This is a genomic window from Bacillus australimaris (genome assembly GCF_001307105.1).
Classification (GTDB): Bacteria; Bacillota; Bacilli; order Bacillales; family Bacillaceae; genus Bacillus; species Bacillus australimaris.
Genome location: NZ_LGYN01000001.1, coordinates 222,747 through 240,822 on the forward strand (window position 1 = coordinate 222,747; position 18,076 = coordinate 240,822).

The window sequence follows — 18,076 nt, forward strand, 5'->3', positions numbered from 1 at the left end:
ATTCTTCGTCAGGATTAGACGAGTTCCTGCTTTTTTCTCGGAATATAAAAGGTGAAATGTGTACCCGTACCCGCTTTACTGTGTGCATGAATGGACCCTTGATGCGCCTCTACGATGTTCTTCACAATCGCAAGGCCAAGTCCAGTACCAGAACGTCCTCTTGTTCTTGCCTTATCGGCTTTATAAAAGCGTTCGAAAATAAATGGCAGATCCTCTTCCGGAATTCCGCTTCCCGAATCCTTAACATCCATCTTCAGTCCGTTTTCCATCGATTGAACCGAGAAGTGAACCTCTCCGCCCTCTGGTGTATGACGAATCGCATTATCAATCAGATTCGTAAACACCTGCTCAATCTTATCTGGATCGAATACAAAGTCCGGTTCATCCACTTGAATATCATACGTAAGATTGATTTGTTTTTCTTTCGCAATCCCTAGAAACTTGCGGTAGATCTTCTCAGTCAGCTCTTGTGTATCTGTTGATTCAAGGTTCAGCGTAATATGACCCGCTTCCATTCTCGCTAGATCTAGAAGGTCATTCACAAGACGTCCCATTCGAAGTGATTCGTCATAGATAATTTGTGCAATCTCTTTCTTTTCCTCTTCTGATCCTGCAATATCATCCACAATTGCCTCACTATACCCTTGCAGCATGGCAATCGGTGTACGAAGTTCATGACTGACGTTGGCAATGAAGTCTTTTCTCAGCTTATCAAGTCTTCGTTCCTCGGTCATATCACGAAGAACAGCAACCGCTCCCCTGACATCCTGCTGATTATAGAGCGGAGACATAAGAAGAACCCAGGTACGTCCTTGCAGCGTGACTTCGATCATTTGCTCTTTTTCTGTGCTGACCGCTGTATGAAATAGCTCTCGCGCTTCTGGCGGCAGTTCATCTCCATCTTTGATCTTCATATTTTGCTCGTAATACCACGCCTGCAAAAATCGTTCTGCAGGAGGATTCGTCATCAAGATTGTTCCATCAATATTGATGGTGATGACGCCATCGGCCATACTGCTTAATATATTAGACAAATGTTCTTTTTCTTGATTCAAGGCTGTAATATGGAATTTTAGCTGCTTTCCCATTTGATTAAAGGCGATCGCCAGTTCTCCAATTTCGTCTTGCGTTAAAATAGGAATCTTTGTATCAAATTTCCCTTTCGCCAAATCTTGCGCACCCTCTCTCATCTTTCTGAGAGGATAGGTGACACGTGTTGATAAGAAGAAAGCAAATATAGTGGTCAGTACAATGGCAATTCCGGCAGCTAAGAAGATGTAGCGCGTCGTGTGTTTCGTTGTTTGTTCTACAGCAAGAAGTGACTGAGAAAGAAAGACCATGCCTTTTTTTCCGTTCGCCTCATATGGAACACCGACTACAATTCGTTCATCTTTCTGATTACCTGTATTGGCTTCTGCACGTTTACTGATCTTTTTACGATCTTTCAATGCTTGATTTAAATCTCTGTCCGCTTCAATTTGTTTCTTTGTAATCGCAGGAAGCTTCCCGTCTTTTTCAGACGAATACCACTCTAGCCCGTCCTCTTGGATAATGGCAATACTCGTCAATTTGTCAGCAAGCTCTGATGTAATCGACCTTGCAAGCGATTGATCCTCATGGCTTTCTAAAATAACGGCTACTTTGTTTGCCATTTGTGTTAAATCAGACTTTGCTTCTTCTACATGATAATTCTCAATGAACTCTAAAAGAAGCACAGTTAAAATAGATAAAACAATGAGGACGAGGAAGAGGATGGTTAACCATAACTTTCCTACGACACTTTTCCACAGTTTCATTCAGCGCCGACCTCAAATTTGTACCCGACACCCCATACAGTGACGATTTTTTTCGCCGCTTCTGGTGACACTTTATTCAGCTTTTCGCGAAGTCGTTTGACGTGGGTATCGACTGTTCTCAAGTCTCCAAAGAATTCATATTGCCATACTTCTTTTAACAGCTTCTCTCTGTCATAAACCTTATCCGGTGTTTTCGCAAGGAAGTATAACAGCTCATATTCCTTCGGTGTGAGGCTGACTTCTTTGCCATCAGCCGTCACTCTATGTGCATCATGGTCAATGGAAAGATGGGAAAACACAAGAACATCCTTTGTTGTTGTCCCAGTATTAAGATAAGACGTTTGAGACGATCTTCTGAGCAACGCCTTTACACGTAAAACAACTTCACGCGGGCTGAAAGGTTTGACGATGTAGTCATCCGTCCCTGCCTCAAATCCTTGAACGCGGTTGGCTTCTTCTCCTTTTGCCGTCAGCATAATGATTGGAGTCGCTTTTTTGTCTCGAATTTGATTACACACTTCGATTCCATCTGTGCCAGGCATCATTAAATCGAGCAGAATGAGGTCATAATCCGTTTGAAGCCCTTTTTGAATCGCCTCATCTCCATTTTCTGCTTCATCGATTTCATAGTTTTCACGTTCTAAATACATTTTTAAAAGGCGGCGAATTCTTGCCTCATCATCTACGACTAATATTTTCGTTTGAGTTGTGTGTTCCATTAGACAATCCTCCTGCTTTCTCCGTTGTTACATTCATTTTAACAAAAAGCCGAATTGATTCATAAAAGTTGGCCTTTTCCTTGTAATTATGCGTAAGAATGAAGCCCCGCAATCACAAGATTGACAAAGATAAGATTAAACATAATAATGGCAAATCCAATCACAGCAAGCCAAGCGGACTTTTCACCATGCCAGCCTCTCGACAAGCGAAGATGAAGGTAAGCTGCATAAAAGAGAAACGTAATCAATGCCCATACTTCCTTCGGGTCCCAGCCCCAGAACCTGGTCCACGCAATTTGCGCCCAGATCATTGCAAAGATCAGCCCGCCTAATGCAAAGACAGGGAAACCAATAGAAACAGCCCTGTACCCAATTTCATCGACTAAATCTAAGTTCACTTGTTTCACAAGCGGCTGAAGCAGTGCGCTCAGTCGTTTGCGAATGATCAATCGAATCAGGCCGTATATAACCAGGCCGACGCCAAATGACCATAATACCGTATTGACCTTTCTACCTGAAAAAACAGGCGGCAGGTCAACAAACGGCTCCAAACGATCTTGCGTCACAAGTTCGCCTTTATGAGGTCCGACTAGAGCTGGCAGCTCATAGACCATCACACTTTCTTCTTTATTTTTATCGATCCAATTAAATGTCGCTTCATATCCTGTCATTCTAAAGATAGACGTGACAGCGATAAATGCAAGTGTCACCACAATCATAAACATGACAAATTCTAAACCAAACGTCTTCTTCCCTGGCTTTGTTTGATCCACATGCTTTAACAGAAAGATAACACCCGCTACAAAGCTAATCGCTAAAATGGCTTGGCCGAGTGCTGCAGTTGTCACGTGAATATAAAGCCAATTACTTTGAAGTGAAGGAATCAGCGGTGAAATATCTGATGGGAACATACTTGCATAGGCAATAATCAATAAAGCAATTGGAAGTGTGAATAAACCAAGTACAGACACTTGATACACAAAATATAAAATGATGAATGCAAGCACAAGCATCATGCCAAAAGCAGTAGTGAACTCAAATAAATTACTGACTGGTGCATGACCAGACGCTATCCATCTTGAAATAAAATAGCCTAATTGGCTTAAAAAACCGATGATGGTGAGCGTAATGCCGATGAGTGCCGCCTTATTTTTGCGCGGTCCATCTTCCTTCTTTTTTCCTTTCATGGCACCACCAAAAAAAGGAACTGCCACTAAATAAAATAGAAAAGCTGCAAATAACAGATTTTCACTGACTGCCGCCATCTAATCCTTCCCCCTTGCTTTTGCTGATACTTGTTGTATCAGGCAGTTCTTTTTGATCAACTGGCTGTTTGATGCCACTGTCACTCAGTAACACTTTGAGATCAGATTTTAAGCCGAACCAGTTTTTGTTTGTGTGTCCTGCCACAAATACTTTTCCATCCTTTGCCGAAAGCCAAATTCTTCTGTGCTGCCAATACATCCCCTGCACGACACCAATCATGAAGATAATCCCGCCTACGATAAGCACCCAAAGTGTTAGATCTTTTCTCACAGTCAATCCTGTGACGTTCTTCGTTTCAACGCGATCAAACTTCATCTTATAAATGTTGTTATCAGAGCCCTCTACTGTCTCTTGAATCGCTACAAAGCTTTTTTCCCCTTTAGGTTTTTCAGGAGAGATCATTTCAAACACGAAAGCAGGATTGTTCGGATTCCTTGTTTTCGTACTAGGCGTTCCATCATCGTCAAAATAAAAATCAGGCAGATAGCTCATCACCTTGACTTTGTAACCGCTACCAAGATCATATTCTGACTTGGGCTCCAGCAGATTAATCTTCACCGTTCCAAAAGATTTTTCTGTATCTTTACGAATCAGCTGAAAGACCATTTGATCGAGTTCATTTTGTTTAAAATCCACTTGATATAATGAGAAATTATCAAACTTTAGCGGTTCGTTCACTTTGATATCGTGTTCTGTTACCTGCTTCAGCTTAGGCTTTTCACCAAATACAACTTCTCCTTCACGTTTGTACAAGATGGCATCCGTTTTATAGCTTTTTACCACTTGACCGTCGCCGGCTTTTTCAATAGCATTCTCAAACACTTCTTTTTCATTTCCAGATTCATAGCGATCAATTGAAAACGCATTATTCTTCAAGAAGTATTGACCATCCGTGCCGGGGATTGGTGCGGTTTCACCTTCTCTGACCCAAAGCGTCTCGTCAACGTACATGCCCGGGACAAAACGGAGCATCGATCCAATGAGAAAAATGATGAGTCCTATGTGATTGACGTAAGGTCCCCAACGTGAAAAACGACCTTTTTCGGCTAAAATATGTCCATTTTCTTCTCGCACGCGGTAACGCTTTTGTTTCATGGCTCTAATGATGCCTTCATATGTATGCTGATCTAACGTTTTGTCTGTCTCACTGAACAGACGCTGCCTTCTCATAAAGCCTTCTTTTTTGATCACACCTTGGTTTTTGAGTGCTCGATACAGAGGGATAACCCGGTCGAGACTGCAAATGACAAGGGAGATTCCGATTGATGCGATAAGAGCTAAAAACCACCAAGAATTATAAAGATCATGGAATCCAAGGATGTAATACAGCTTTCCAAACGACCCATATTGCTCTTCATAATAGGTGGAAGCAACTGCACCCGGCGGAATAAACCGCTCCTGCGGAAAAATGGTTCCAAGCGAGGATGCAAACAGTGTGATGACAATCAACCACACACCCACTTTAACGGAAGAAAAAAAGTTCCAGACTTTATCAACAATCGTTTTGTTGTATGTTTGCGAGCGTCTCGCACTGCCGTCATATCTCATATCAAGCAGTTTTGAAGAATTTTTCTCTTTAGCTGCAATGGGATTCCCGCATGATTCACATAGAACAGTACCGATTGGATTAATATGTCCACATTCGCACTTTACCTCTTTCATTCTATGACCCCTTTGGTTTAATCAAATTCATATATTCATAGACATTACGTTCTGTCATGGTTCCCTTTATGACTTTGATTACCTTGCCTTCAGGATTAATTAAAAATGTGGTTGGCAGCGGCGTAATATCATATGCCTCTGTCACTTGACGATCTTTGTCCATGGCAACAGGAAAATTCACGCCATAGGATTCCATAAAATTCTTCACGGCAATATTTGATTCCCCAACATTGACTGCAACAATTTCCACACCGCGATCCTTGAACACTTCATATTGATTCGCCATATACGGGAATTCTTGCTTACATGGACCACACCATGTACCCCAAAAATTAAGAAAGACGCCTTTGCCTTTTAAGTCCTTTAATTCAATCCGATCCCCATCCACAGATTGAAGGACAAAATTTGGCGCAATAGATCCTTCTTTGACTCGATCCTGTTTGGCAAATACTGAGTTATACATTGTATAACATAGCGCTGCAAGCATCACGAGGAGAATGCCCGTCCGTATGAAAAACCGCCTTTTTTTCATCTGAAGTACCCCTTCCCCATAGACATTCAGGTAAATTATAGCATTCTCCTTCTTTTGATGCTTCTTCATTTTTTGAAGTTTATGTGAAAGTTAAAAAGCGCTTTTCCCATGATCCGCAAGTGCTCTCAGGCGCTTTACTTCATGCGGAGACAATTCTCTGCGGTCTCCTGGTCTCATGCCTTCAATATGAAGGAACGAGTATTGCTCCCTTTTTAGCTTTAACACATCATGACCAATCGCTTCAAACATGCGGCGCACTTGTCTGTTTCTGCCTTCATGAATGGTTAATTGAACAATACAAGTTTGCTTTCGTTTATCAATAGAAAGCATTTTCGCACGAGCAGGAGCTGTCTTTTTATGATCTAGCATGATCCCTTTCTCTAACTTTCTGATCAGCTCCTTAGAAGGAATGCCTTTTAGCTTCGCTGCATACGTTTTGTCAATTTCATATTTAGGGTGCATAAGCTTATGGGCAAATTCACCGTCATTTGTAATCAAAATCAAACCGCTCGTATCATAATCTAACCGTCCGATCGGATAAAGGCGCTGCGGGACATCATCAAAGAAGTCTGTGACGACCTTACGTCCTTTATCATCCTCGGCAGCAGAAATGACGCCGCGCGGTTTATAAAGCATAAAGTAAACTGGTTCTTCTCTTTCAAGCTTTAATCCATTGACTTCAATTTTATCTGAAGAGCCCACCTTCACTCCGAGCTCTGTTACTGTTTGACCATTAACGGTAACTCGTCCTTCTTTAATTAATTCTTCAGCCTTTCGCCTAGAAGCGACGCCGGCATGTGCAATTACTTTCTGTAAACGTTCCATTTGTCTTTCACCTCATGTACTATCTTACTTGCTTGACTTAAAACAAACAAGCATTCGTGGAAAAATAAGCGTATCGTCTGTCTAATTTCAGCTAAAAAGTGATTTTCCATCCATGAAATACAAAAAAGCGCCTGATTAGACGCCGCTAAATAACAAACTGACAATAATCACAGATGCAATGACACCAATGAGATCTGCTAACAGACCTACTTTCAGCGCATCTCCCATTTTTTTAATCCCGACTGCTCCAAAATAGACCGTTAAAATATAAAGAGTCGTATCTGTTGACCCTTGCATGACAGCCGCAAGCTGGCCAATAAAAGAATCTGGACCATAGGTTGCAATCAAGTCTGACGTCATCCCAAGTGCAGCCGTTCCTGATATCGGGCGAATAAACGCAAGCGGCACCACTTCTGCCGGGAAGCCAATCGCTGTAAAGACGGGTTTTAACAGCCCCATGACAAAGTCAAGCGCACCTGATGCACGGAATATGGTAATGGCCACAAGCATGCCGACTAAATAGGGAATGATTGAAAAGGCAATTTGAATGCCCTCTTTCCCTCCTTCTACAAATGTTTCATAGGTTGGTACCTTTTTAATGGTTCCCGCAATTAAAATCCCTGCGATGATCAGTGGAATCAAAGCAAGTGACAGCCAATTAATAAATGCCACAAGATCACCCCCGCCTGCTTCTGCGATAGTGGAAATAACGATCAATGATAATTGCACCGATTCCTGAAATGAGTGTCGCCAAAATGGTTGGTCCTACAATGTCTGTCGGCTGATCTGCGCCATAGGTCATTCTAATGGCAATGACGGTTGTAGGCACAAGTGTGATAGAGGATGTGTTGACCGCTAAAAATGTAATCATAGACCGGCTTGCCTCATTTTTCCCACCGTTTAATGCTTTCATCTGCTCCATCGCCTTAATCCCAAGCGGTGTAGCGGCATTTCCGAGACCAAAGAAATTCGCCATCAGATTGGACAAAATATATCCCATCGCTGGATGGTTAGGCGGAACATCCGGAAATAGCTTTGAAATAAATGGGCGGCACAATTTACTAAAGAAATTTAACAGACCTGCCTCTTCTGCAATCTTCATTAGACCGAGCCAAAAAACAAGGACACTAATTAGACCAATTGAAATGGTAACCGCTTCTTTTGAGCCCTTAAAGACAGCCTCGTTCACTTCCTGCATCGTTCCATTAAACATCGCATAGACAAGACCGATGACAGTGAGAAACACCCAAATTAAATTGACCATGAAGATCCGCCTATAGATGTCTGAAAGACAGACTTAAACATTTCTTGAAAGCTTTTTTGAGGCATGCGGTTTCGTTTATTTTCATAAAAAATCGGGACTTGCTCGATCACCTTTCCATCTAATATAAACGTCATTTTCCCAACAACATCTGGGATGGCTTCGGCGTTTTTTTTCCATTTCTTTTTAGGAGTGAGCATTTCCGTTTCAATTTCGACAAGTTTTTTCTCATCTTCATTTAAAAAATAGTCCACATCACGCTTGATAAACGCTTTTTTTTCATAAAAGGTTCCTTTTAACGAAGCAAGCCTTCCTTTTTCAGCAAGTACATACGTTTTGTAGTGATCAAATGCATACTCGAACATAGAGATATGATCCTTCCAGTCATCCGGCGCATTTATGGTCACAGCGATCAGCTCAGCATCCCCTTTTGCAGCTGTAGAAACGAGTGTCCGTTTTGCAAGTTTTGTATATCCTGTTTTTCCTCCAGTAGAATACTCATATAAACCGGTGAGCAGCTTGTTTTTATTTTTCCAATAGCCTTCCATTGTCTTTGCTTTATAAAAGGTCGTGCCGGCGATTTTTTGATATTGTTTATGCTCCATTGCGTATTTTGTTAGAATGGCCATGTCATAAGCTGATGAATAGTGATTTTTATGATCATCTAGTCCGTGTGGATTTTGAAAATTCGTATTCTTCATTCCTAGTTCAGCTGCCTTTTGATTCATCATAAAAATAAAGCCTTCTAAGCTGCCGCCAACATGCTCTGCAATGGCAACAGCTGCATCATTTCCAGAACGCAGCATAAGCCCATACGTCAAATCTTCTAAGCTTACCTTCTGCCCTTCCTTCAAATAAATGGATGAGCCCTCCGCTTGAATCGCGTGTTTTGATACTTTGACGGTGTCTTTCATTTTTCCTGATTCAATGGCTAATACAGCCGTCATAATTTTTGTAATACTAGCGATTCTTCTTTTTTCATGCTCGTCCTTTCCAAATAGGACTCTGCCTGACTGTCCATCTATTAAAATGGCACTTCTTGCACTCACTGATAATGATGATCTATCTGCTTTGGCATGTGAGGAAAAAGGCAGTAAGAGTGTAAATAGAAGAAGGACTGCTGTTCCAATTTTTAAATAGGGCATGTTCATTCACGTCCTTGTCCGTTTTGTACAAGTGTATGCACGGCTGAAAAAGTTATGATGCCTCGTCCATAAAAAAGCGCCTCTACAAAGTAGAGACGCTTCTTAAAACTTACTTATACCATTTTCATTTGCGGATGAGATGTCGTATATTCCAGCTCTTCTCTCATCGCTAAAAAATCCTTTTCTAATGAAGAAAATAATTGTTTGATATCCGGGGATACTTCATGGTGAAAAACAATGCTGCTTTTTCCTGTATAAGCCGAACGGCTGTCTTCGTACCATGTATCCTTTTTCGGCGTAAAAAATTCTTCAATACATTGATGATAAATACGGTGAAGCATCTGCTGTGCGGCTTGCTGCGGGAATGTCTGCTGCTGCCTTATTTTCTGACAAACTGCTGCTGCATCCTCGCTATACACTGCAAGCTTCCGTAATGTACTTAATATGTCACAATAATAGGCTTCCGCTTCGGGGTTTAATCGTTTCAAGCTTGATAAGGTGGCTTCGTTCAGAAAACCATTCATTTCAATTGCAACCTTTGATAAAAAGACGCCTGCTTGATCAACTTGAGCCTTTACATTCATATGTGCCATTTGTTTCTTGTTTACCTTCCCCTCATGGCTTTGTCACCATTTTATCTTTCATCAAAAGATTTTAGACCTAAAATCTTTTTTATATTTTATCATATGTTTTTCCTTCTTTTGAACTATTTTATATCTTCAAATGTTTGATTGAAGTTTTCAAAAAATAGATCAGCCTCTTCTTGTACACCATCTGCTTCCACATTCTCTGGAAGAGGCGGTAATTCATCTAAGGCTTTTAAACCAAATTGCTCTAAAAAGGTAGGGGTTGTCCCATAAAGAATTGCTCGTCCCGGGCCATCAGCTCGGCCAACTTCACATAGCAGTGCTTTGGCTACTAAGCTATGAAGCACACGCTCTGATTTGACGCCTCTGATCTCCTCTACCTCACTGCGTGTAATCGGCTGTTTATAAGAAACAATTGCAAGCACCTCAAGCGCTGCCTGCGACAAACCTTTGGATGGTGTTTCGACCAATTTTTTTAAATAAATACTGTATTCTTTTTTCGTCAGCAGCATATATGAATCTGCATATTCAATGAGCTCGATCCCTCGTTCTTGTTTTTGGTATTCTTCCTTTACGGCAGACATAATGTCGAGTAATACCGACTCATCTACCTCAAGAACAGACATGAGCTGTTTTCTTGTTAAGCCTTCGTCACCTGCTGCATAAAGCAGCGCTTCTAAGATGGCTTTCCAATTCACGATATCAAGCGTCATGAATCGTTTCACTCCCTATGATATAAATGTCTTCAAAGTTCCCTTCCTGCTCTAGCATGATTTGATGACTTTTCATCAATTCGAGAACAGCAAGAAACGTCACGACAAGGTGTTCCTTTTGATCATGTTGAAATAGAGTCATGAAATTGGTCCGCTTTTTTGTTTTTCTTAAATGGTTCATAATCTCATTCATTTTGTCTTCAATCGGGATTTCTTGTCTTGTAATCTTTGATGGTGCTGGTTTCGTTATTTTCTTTCGGTTTAATACCTTTTGGAACGCACCTAACATATCATACACCGTTACGTGTAAATTTGTGTCCTTCGCTTCTGATTCTTTTGCAAATTCGCTTAAATCACTCGGTGGTTTTGTAAAGGCATTTTGCCTTTCTTCTTCGCGCTCCTTCAGTTCTTGTGCTGCATTTTTATATTTGCGGTATTCAATCAATTTGCCAATCAGCTCTTCTCGAGGGTCCTCTTCCTCTTCGAGCAGGTCTTCATCAAACAGCTCCTCCTCTTGTTTTGGAAGAAGCATTCTGCTTTTAATACTGAGAAGGGTTGCGGCCATGACCAAGTATTCACTCGCAACATCGAGCTCAAGCTCCCTCATCGTGTGAACATATAATAAATACTGCTCCGTAATTTTAGCGACGGGAATATCATAAATATCAATTTCCAACCGGTTGATTAAATGTAAAAGTAAGTCCAAAGGACCCTCGAACGAATCTATTTTCACCTGATATTCCAGCATCTTTTTCTCACCATTTCTACTGTCTTCTAAGTACCGTTTCACCGGCTAACCTTTAGTATAAGACAGGATAAAGCTCTCGTCCAATATAATTTCGGCCATGATGTCCTAGGCAAATCAAGAAAAACAGTGGATTCGCCCATACCAATGAGGGCATTTATACATAGAATACCATTGTAATCAGAACTGATGAAAAAGGAGGCCGTATCATTATGGGAGATGGCTATAACTTTGGCGGAGGATTCGCGCTTATTGTCGTGCTTTTCATCTTGCTGATCATCGTTGGCGCGGCTTGGGTTTATTAAAGAAACAGAGCGTCCTTTCACGAAGGGACGCTCTTTCTTCTTTTCTTTTCGATATGTTAGACTGAGAGTGGAAAAGGAGATGACCGCTGTGTATCCTGACGCGTACGTGGCTTTTTTACACGAATTTCATACGACAAGAGATTATTTTGAGTGTCATGAAATTCTTGAGGAATATTGGAAGGAAGATCCCCCTGAGCAGCGCAAAGAATATTGGGTTGGGCTCATTCAGCTCGCTGTTGCCTTGTATCATCAAAGACGGGGAAATGGAAAAGGAGCAAAACGGCTCATTTCAAACAGTCTTCATTTGTTAGAAGCAAACCGTCCCGTATTATCGAATCTTGGTCTGGACGATGAGGCATTTCTGATGCTTCTGAGAACACTAAAGAAGAAAATGGATGAAGACATGCCTTACAAAAGTGTGATGCTGCCAATCAAGGATGAAGCGCTGCTTTCTTTATGCCAAGAAATGGCCCAAAAAGAAGGACTGCTCTTTGGACAGGAAAGCAACTTATCCCATATTTTTTTAATCGAAAAACATAGACTCCGTGACCGGACAGATGTATTGCTTGAACGAAAAAAACAAATCGAACGTAAAAAAAGCAGAGGATTGTAGCCTCTGCTTTTACATGTGTGATATTCAATTTGTTTCGCTGTGACACTTATGAAAAAAGCCTTGCGTTAATTCATTTGGAATGAGTGTTTTGGTTTTGAATACCTCTTCTACGGCTAAAACCATTTCCTTACCGATTCCTTGATCACGATGGGATGGATTCACACTAATATGCTCGATTTGCACTTGGTCGTCTGTTTTCAACACACCAATGGCACCTACAATATCCTCGCCATCTTTCCATAGGAACAGCTGCCGGTCTTCATCCATTTCATACGACTTCATCGTCTGCTGAAGCTGTTTGACGTCTTTCTCACCTGGCATAAAGGACAGAAGCCCCATGGCAATTTTTTCAAAAGACCTCTTGTAACGAATTAACATATATACCCCTCAATATTCAAATTATCCTAATGTCCAGCAAATGTCTCATGAATCATTTGCTCATCACACATTATAAACATTTTTATATCGTTTTTAAACTCTTTTTCACTAAATTAAGAAAACGTTCGATTTAGATTCGCCATTTCAATAGCAGCTGCAGCCGATTCACTGCCTTTATTACCAGCTTTTGTACCAGCTCTTTCAATGGCTTGTTCAATGGATTCTGTTGTCAGTACACCAAAGATAATCGGTACCCCTGTTGACATAGCACTTTGAGCAATTCCTTTAGCAGCTTCATTACAAACGTAATCATAGTGAGTTGTTGCACCCCGGATCACGGTTCCAAGTGTAATGACCGCATCGTATTTATTCGTTTCCGCTAATTTTTTAGCCATGTACGGAATTTCAAATGCACCTGGTACCCACACGACATCAATATCGTCACCGTTTGCTCCGTGTCTGAGCAATGTATCTTCTGCTCCATCTAACAGTTTACTTGTAATAAAGTCATTAAATCTCGCTACGACGATTGCAAATTTTAGTCCTTCTGCTACTACATGCCCTTGTATTGTATTCATATGTTGATCATCCTTTTTTGTGATTTTTATTTTGTTTCGAAAGTCGCTGTTTGATGACTGTTTAAATATGTCTGTAATGCTTCTATTGTAAGCATCTTTAAATCATGTTGTTTTTGGATTTCCTTTAGTTCAGGGACGCGTGCCATCGATCCATCTTCATTCATGATTTCACATATGACACCCGCTGGCTCTGACCCTGCCAGTTTAGCAAGATCAACCGCCGCCTCTGTATGACCTGGTCTTTCTAATACGCCGCCCTCTTTTGCAATGAGCGGAAAAACATGACCTGGGCGGGCAAATTCTTCTGGTTTTGCATCTTTATTTAACATGGAAAGCATGGTTGTAGAGCGCTCAAAAGCACTAATACCAGTCGTCGTTGTCACATGGTCGATGCTCACTGTAAATGCTGTATGGTGTGCATCCGTATTATGTTCTACCATTGGATGCAAGTTTAGATGTTGGGCGATCGACGCATCGACTGGTGTACAAATGAGGCCTCTTCCATGTAAAGCCATGAAGTTAATTACCTCAGGTGTGGCATGCTCAGCAAGTGCCACAAAATCTCCTTCATTTTCTCTGTCTTCATCATCCACTACGATAATGATTTCTCCTTGTTTAAGAGCATTTACTGCCTCATCAACTGAATGATACATACAATCGCCTCCTAGAATCCGTGCTCTTTTAAAAATGATGGGGTCAATCGGGATGGTTGCTTTTCGCCTTGCTCTTTCGTTAAAAAGCGATAAATGTATTTACCGATCATGTCACACTCTATATTTACTACTTCCCCCATAGATTTAGTCGGGAAAATAGTTCCTTCAAGCGTATGAGGAATAAGAGAGACTGTGACAAGTGAATCTTGCAAATCGAAAATGGTCAAGCTGACACCATCAATTGCGATCGAACCCTTTTGGGTGAGCATATCTGTGAGGGTCTTGTTCATCTTTAGATCATAGTAAATGGCATTACTCTTCTTTTCTATTCGGGTAATGACAGCCGTTCCATCAACATGACCTGAGACAAAATGGCCGCCGAATCGTCCATTCGAGGACATGGCCCGCTCTAAATTCACTGGACTGCCTACTGTCAGCTGATCCAGCGATGTCGCTTTGACCGTCTCTGGCATCACATCTGCCGCGAACTGTTCTTTTGTGAAGCTTGTGACTGTGAGACATACTCCATTAATCGCGATACTGTCTCCAAGATGGACATCTTCCAGCACACGGCTGCACTTAATGACAATTTCCATGGCATCCGCTGATTTTTTACTTAATGACTGGACGGTGCCAACTTCTTCAATTATCCCCGTAAACATGTGATCCTCCCTTTCTTTTCATTTGTATTTCTCACTTTATAAAAAAGCGATGTTTGGGACATGTGATCGATTGAGCACCTTCGTCGCTTTTTATGGTCCATACAAGGTAGATGAGGGATCACCTAATAAACACTGCATGCAGTCTACTAACGACAAAAACATACAGAAAGCCCCGGAAAAAATTCCGGGGCTGTGGTTTTTTTGCATCAGAAATAGAACTATGATCAATAAATATTTTTAATTCATAGCTTTCTTTATCCTTCTCCCATCCAGACTTTCACTGTCGGCTTCAGCTTTTCACTGAATCAACCGTTAATAAATTAACGGGTCACGGGCTGTAAAGCATTTGCTTTATTACCGTCGGTCGGGATTTTCACCCTGCCCCGAAGGATACAATCGATATTTAACTGTCCTTAGAGGCTATTATAGCGATCCTTGTTGACAAATGCAACAATCAAGATTTCTTGATTTATTTCACAAAAAAAGCCTCCTTATAGGAAAGGAGACATGTTAATTAACGACTTTTACTACTTTTATCAGTCCATCTATTCTTTTTTCATTACTAAAATAGGCTTTAATATGATCGCCTTTCTTCAAATCAGCCACATCATCTTCAAATTTCTTTCCATTAAAAATGATTTTTGTGCCGTTCTTCGCTTGACCGTAATATTCATCTCCATCAATCTTCGTAATAGTATATTCATAGATGGTGTAATCTTTATCATTATTTGTTAAGCTTTCACCAATGGCTGTTGGTACATCTTCAATTTTCATATCATTCATGTATAAATAACCTGCGCCTAAACAAAGCAGTAAGACAAATAAAATCGCCATTTTCAATTTAATTTTCCCCATATTTAGAACCTCCATCATTTGCACTTCGCCTATTTGTATGTTTTATTCCTTCTTTTGCTGAAATAAAACCCAAAAAGTTGATTTTCATTAATGGTTACTTATATAACGATTCAGATGGCCCTTTGGTTCCACCTCTTAATCATGCCATATGATACGAATATGCGTTCTTTATTAAGGGGGTCTTTTTCCTCTTTATCCGTTCGTTCAATACAAACCATAGACTGTTGGCTTTTTGATTATATTCTTTTTTCAAGTGCGAATAAGTCTTCCTCTAACAATTGCGACCGCTGAACAGCGATGCTGCGGCTGTCACGAACCCCTTGATTATAATAGTAGACTCCAAGATTTTTTGTAATAAATTCTAGCATATTAATCGCTGCTAATTCACCAATCTCTTCTTCTCGTTCTTCGGCAAAGTAACGCTGAATGGCATTCATCATTTGATTTTTTTCTTCTTTTGTTAATGGTTTCAAAGTATCCCCTTCTTTCCGCATATGCAGCTGGATGTATTGACATCCACGTATACGAATGTTTGTTCTCTTATCATATCATAAAAAAGGGGGCTGTGCATGCTGTCCTAAAAGAAAAAGCGTGTTTTGATGGAATAGATCAAAACACACTTTTCGCTATATTGAATGATTTTTTTCACGGCAGGTCTCATAGCGTGCTGCCCAATTCATTTTAATACGGACAGTATCGTCGCTACAGAATTCTCTACAAATGAACGCTCTGGACGAGACTTCATGAAGACCGTCAGTCCGATGAAAGAAACGACCAGTGTCTGTGCTAAGGCTTTAGCATTCGGGCTGCTCTCGAGTTCACCCGAGCGAATACCTTGCACAATCTTTTCTTCAAAAATGACAGAAAGATACATCTGGTGCTCTCTCGTCAGAATTTCAAATTTCTCTTCGTGTGGAGCAAGCTCCACTATAGTATTAATGCAAAAGCAACCCTTACTCGGACCATCTTTATATTCCTCTTCCACTACATCTGCAAATAATGTATAAAATGCTTCTTTTACAGATCGATTGTTTTGAAGTTTTGTTCGAATACGAGCTGCATGCTGCTTTGTATATTTGCGTAATGCAGCCTCAAATAATTCCTCTTTATCCCCAAAAGCAGCGTATAAGCTTGGCCGCTTTATTCCCATTTTGGCAGTCAAATCGCTCAATGAAGTAGCCTTATATCCCTTCTCCCAAAAAAGCATCATTGCCTCGTCCAACGCTTTTTCCTCATCAAATTCACGCTGTCGAACCATCATTTATCCTCCATTTCAACAATAAAATCTCTTCTCGATAACAACTATCTATTTCTTTGTTTGTAAGTTTTCATTACCAATCGGTACATAATAATTTTATTTTATTCATGTAACATTGTCAATTTGTCTATCTGATCTTAAAATCAGCATAGAATAACTGAAATAAAATCTTGACTTTAAAACATTTCGCTGGTTATTCTTAACTAAAATTATTTTATACCGATCAGTATATTACAAAAAGAGGAGATGCAATGAATGGTTAAAGAAAAAATCACTTCAATCGATCATCGTGATATGAAAACAGCTCATTTACAAATAAAACCTAGATCAACGATGACCCGCTATATGGCGCTACTGTTTGCTACGGCCTGCGGGATGGCTGTTGCAAACATATACTTCGCACAACCGTTACTAGACTCACTAGCAGACGAGTTTGGCATGACCTATTCATCCATCGGTATTATCATGACGATTACTCAGCTTTGTTACGCGGCAGGACTGCTACTATTAGTACCACTTGGGGATCTAGTGAATCGACGACGGCTCATCATTGGTCAGATGCTTTTATCCGTGCTGTCTCTCATTCTAGTTGGCATCGCTCCTATTGTTACTGTCCTGTTTATAGGATTAGCTGCGGTCGGACTTCTTGCCGTGGTCACTCAGGTTCTCGTAGCGTTCGCAGCGACTTGGGCCGCTCTAGAAGAGCGAGGCCGTATAGTTGGCTTGGTGCAAAGTGGAATTGTGATCGGTATTCTTCTCGCACGAGCGTTTGCTGGTGTACTAACTGATCTTGCTGGCTGGAGATCGGTCTACCTCGTGTCTGCGGTCATTATGCTTCTCATAACTGGGGTGTTATTCAGAGTCCTCCCTCGTGATGACATCGAAAGAGAGTCCTTATCCTATGCAAACCTAATTCGTTCAATGTTTACATTGTTCATACAAGAACGAATTCTCCGCATCCGCGGGATTCTGGCTCTTCTGATTTTTATCGTGTTTGGTACATTATGGACTTCACTCGTCCTGCCTCTCAGTACCGAGCCATATTCTCTTTCACATACTGCAATTGGCGCTTTTGGTCTTGCTGGAGCAGCCGGAGCATTAGGTGCCGCTCGGGCTGGCAGTCTTGCCGATAAAGGATTAGGGCAGTTTACAACCTGCATCGCCCTTGTCCTATTATTCATTTCGTGGTTTTTCATCAGTTTAACTGAACATTCACTTATTTTATTAATCATTGGCATCATGATTCTTGACCTATCTGTGCAAGCAGTACATGTGACCAATCAGAGTATGATTTTCACAGTCCGGCCTGAAGCGAGAAGCCGTCTTACTGCCGCTTACATGATTTTTTACTCTATCGGCAGTGCGACTGGTTCAATTGTTTCAACCAGCATATACGCAAACTATGGCTGGAATGGGGTATGTTTATTTGGTGCCTCTATCAGCGCCATAGCCATTTTGTATTGGATCATCACCTACCGCCTAACAGAACAAATAACCGTAAAATCAGATACAAAATAAAAAAC

The 18,076-nt window shown here is 40.9% G+C and carries 21 protein-coding genes, 1 pseudogene and 1 riboswitch; of the genes and pseudogenes, 3 read left to right on the forward strand and 19 right to left on the reverse strand.

Annotated elements, in window-relative coordinates; all coding sequences use genetic code 11:
- Positions 1 to 14 precede the first annotated feature (14 nt).
- From AKG37_RS01155 to AKG37_RS01210, 12 genes are all read right to left on the reverse strand, one after another.
- Positions 15 to 1,796 (reverse strand): ATP-binding protein, encoded by a 1,782-nt coding sequence (locus AKG37_RS01155; RefSeq protein WP_060697210.1) that lies wholly within the window; start codon positions 1,794 to 1,796, stop codon positions 15 to 17.
- On the reverse strand, positions 1,793 to 2,515 hold the full coding sequence (locus AKG37_RS01160; RefSeq protein ID WP_003215596.1) for a response regulator transcription factor: 723 nt from the start codon (positions 2,513 to 2,515) through the stop codon (positions 1,793 to 1,795). Before AKG37_RS01160 ends, AKG37_RS01155 begins: the two co-directional genes overlap by 4 nt.
- An 86-nt stretch (positions 2,516 to 2,601) precedes the next feature.
- Positions 2,602 to 3,780, reverse strand: a complete 1,179-nt coding sequence (gene ccsB, locus AKG37_RS01165) for a c-type cytochrome biogenesis protein CcsB (protein ID WP_060697211.1) — start codon at positions 3,778 to 3,780, stop codon at positions 2,602 to 2,604.
- Positions 3,764 to 5,443 (reverse strand): cytochrome c biogenesis protein ResB, encoded by a 1,680-nt coding sequence (gene resB / locus AKG37_RS01170; protein ID WP_060697212.1) that lies wholly within the window; start codon positions 5,441 to 5,443, stop codon positions 3,764 to 3,766. The genes ccsB and resB overlap by 17 nt, the downstream gene beginning before the upstream one ends.
- A gap of 1 nt (position 5,444) precedes the next feature.
- Positions 5,445 to 5,975 carry a thiol-disulfide oxidoreductase ResA gene (resA, locus tag AKG37_RS01175; protein WP_060697213.1) on the reverse strand — a complete coding sequence of 177 codons (531 nt, stop codon included), beginning with the start codon at positions 5,973 to 5,975 and terminating at the stop codon, positions 5,445 to 5,447.
- Between the two features lie 90 nt (positions 5,976 to 6,065).
- Positions 6,066 to 6,800 carry a 23S rRNA pseudouridine(2605) synthase RluB gene (rluB, locus tag AKG37_RS01180; RefSeq protein WP_060697214.1) on the reverse strand — a complete coding sequence of 245 codons (735 nt, stop codon included), beginning with the start codon at positions 6,798 to 6,800 and terminating at the stop codon, positions 6,066 to 6,068.
- 135 nt (positions 6,801 to 6,935) lie between these two features.
- Complete coding sequence (locus AKG37_RS01185; RefSeq protein ID WP_060697215.1) at positions 6,936 to 7,472, reverse strand: spore maturation protein; 537 nt, start codon at positions 7,470 to 7,472, stop codon at positions 6,936 to 6,938.
- A gap of 4 nt (positions 7,473 to 7,476) precedes the next feature.
- Entirely contained in the window at positions 7,477 to 8,064 is a 588-nt protein-coding gene (locus AKG37_RS01190) for a nucleoside recognition domain-containing protein (RefSeq protein WP_060697216.1), read from the reverse strand.
- The gene (locus AKG37_RS01195) at positions 8,052 to 9,206 is read right to left on the reverse strand and encodes a D-alanyl-D-alanine carboxypeptidase family protein (protein WP_060697217.1); all 1,155 of its coding nucleotides are present in this window, start codon (positions 9,204 to 9,206) and stop codon (positions 8,052 to 8,054) included. Before AKG37_RS01195 ends, AKG37_RS01190 begins: the two co-directional genes overlap by 13 nt.
- Before the next feature lie 113 nt (positions 9,207 to 9,319).
- Positions 9,320 to 9,799, reverse strand: coding sequence for a YpuI family protein (locus AKG37_RS01200; protein WP_060697218.1), 480 nt, complete (start codon positions 9,797 to 9,799; stop codon positions 9,320 to 9,322).
- Between the two features lie 113 nt (positions 9,800 to 9,912).
- Complete coding sequence (gene scpB / locus AKG37_RS01205) at positions 9,913 to 10,506, reverse strand: SMC-Scp complex subunit ScpB (protein WP_060697219.1); 594 nt, start codon at positions 10,504 to 10,506, stop codon at positions 9,913 to 9,915.
- On the reverse strand, positions 10,496 to 11,254 hold the full coding sequence (locus AKG37_RS01210; protein WP_024422848.1) for a segregation/condensation protein A: 759 nt from the start codon (positions 11,252 to 11,254) through the stop codon (positions 10,496 to 10,498). Before AKG37_RS01210 ends, scpB begins: the two co-directional genes overlap by 11 nt.
- A 209-nt stretch (positions 11,255 to 11,463) precedes the next feature.
- On the opposite strand from AKG37_RS01210, the gene AKG37_RS18355 reads away from it, so the two are divergent.
- Both AKG37_RS18355 and AKG37_RS01215 read left to right on the forward strand, forming a co-directional pair.
- Positions 11,464 to 11,556 (forward strand): YjcZ family sporulation protein, encoded by a 93-nt coding sequence (locus AKG37_RS18355; protein ID WP_012010430.1) that lies wholly within the window; start codon positions 11,464 to 11,466, stop codon positions 11,554 to 11,556.
- An 88-nt stretch (positions 11,557 to 11,644) separates the two neighbouring features.
- Positions 11,645 to 12,169 carry a DUF309 domain-containing protein gene (locus AKG37_RS01215; RefSeq protein ID WP_060697220.1) on the forward strand — a complete coding sequence of 175 codons (525 nt, stop codon included), beginning with the start codon at positions 11,645 to 11,647 and terminating at the stop codon, positions 12,167 to 12,169.
- A gap of 24 nt (positions 12,170 to 12,193) precedes the next feature.
- Here the strand turns inward: AKG37_RS01215 and AKG37_RS01220 are convergent, their stop codons facing one another.
- From AKG37_RS01220 to AKG37_RS01250, 7 genes and pseudogenes are all read right to left on the reverse strand, one after another.
- Entirely contained in the window at positions 12,194 to 12,547 is a 354-nt protein-coding gene (locus AKG37_RS01220; RefSeq protein ID WP_034318785.1) for a GNAT family N-acetyltransferase, read from the reverse strand.
- Positions 12,548 to 12,660: 113 nt separating this feature from the next.
- Positions 12,661 to 13,125 carry a 6,7-dimethyl-8-ribityllumazine synthase gene (ribH, locus tag AKG37_RS01225; RefSeq protein WP_060697221.1) on the reverse strand — a complete coding sequence of 155 codons (465 nt, stop codon included), beginning with the start codon at positions 13,123 to 13,125 and terminating at the stop codon, positions 12,661 to 12,663.
- 65 nt (positions 13,126 to 13,190) lie between these two features.
- A pseudogene (ribB, locus tag AKG37_RS01230) lies at positions 13,191 to 13,778 on the reverse strand (3,4-dihydroxy-2-butanone-4-phosphate synthase); the annotation flags it as partial.
- Positions 13,779 to 13,789: 11 nt separating this feature from the next.
- The gene (gene ribE / locus AKG37_RS01235) at positions 13,790 to 14,440 is read right to left on the reverse strand and encodes a riboflavin synthase (protein WP_060697222.1); all 651 of its coding nucleotides are present in this window, start codon (positions 14,438 to 14,440) and stop codon (positions 13,790 to 13,792) included.
- Between the two features lie 253 nt (positions 14,441 to 14,693).
- Positions 14,694 to 14,835: riboswitch (FMN riboswitch) on the reverse strand.
- A 115-nt stretch (positions 14,836 to 14,950) separates the two neighbouring features.
- The gene (locus AKG37_RS01240; RefSeq protein WP_060697223.1) at positions 14,951 to 15,295 is read right to left on the reverse strand and encodes a hypothetical protein; all 345 of its coding nucleotides are present in this window, start codon (positions 15,293 to 15,295) and stop codon (positions 14,951 to 14,953) included.
- Between the two features lie 236 nt (positions 15,296 to 15,531).
- Positions 15,532 to 15,768: a DUF2164 domain-containing protein gene (locus AKG37_RS01245; RefSeq protein ID WP_060697224.1), complete on the reverse strand. Its 237-nt coding sequence runs from the start codon at positions 15,766 to 15,768 to the stop codon at positions 15,532 to 15,534.
- Positions 15,769 to 15,971: 203 nt separating this feature from the next.
- Positions 15,972 to 16,553, reverse strand: a complete 582-nt coding sequence (locus tag AKG37_RS01250) for a TetR/AcrR family transcriptional regulator (protein ID WP_060697225.1) — start codon at positions 16,551 to 16,553, stop codon at positions 15,972 to 15,974.
- Between the two features lie 255 nt (positions 16,554 to 16,808).
- Between AKG37_RS01250 and AKG37_RS01255 the strand changes: the two genes are divergently transcribed.
- A complete protein-coding gene (locus tag AKG37_RS01255) occupies positions 16,809 to 18,071 on the forward strand; it encodes an MFS transporter (RefSeq protein ID WP_060697226.1) in 1,263 nt (420 codons plus the stop codon).
- Positions 18,072 to 18,076 lie beyond the last annotated feature (5 nt).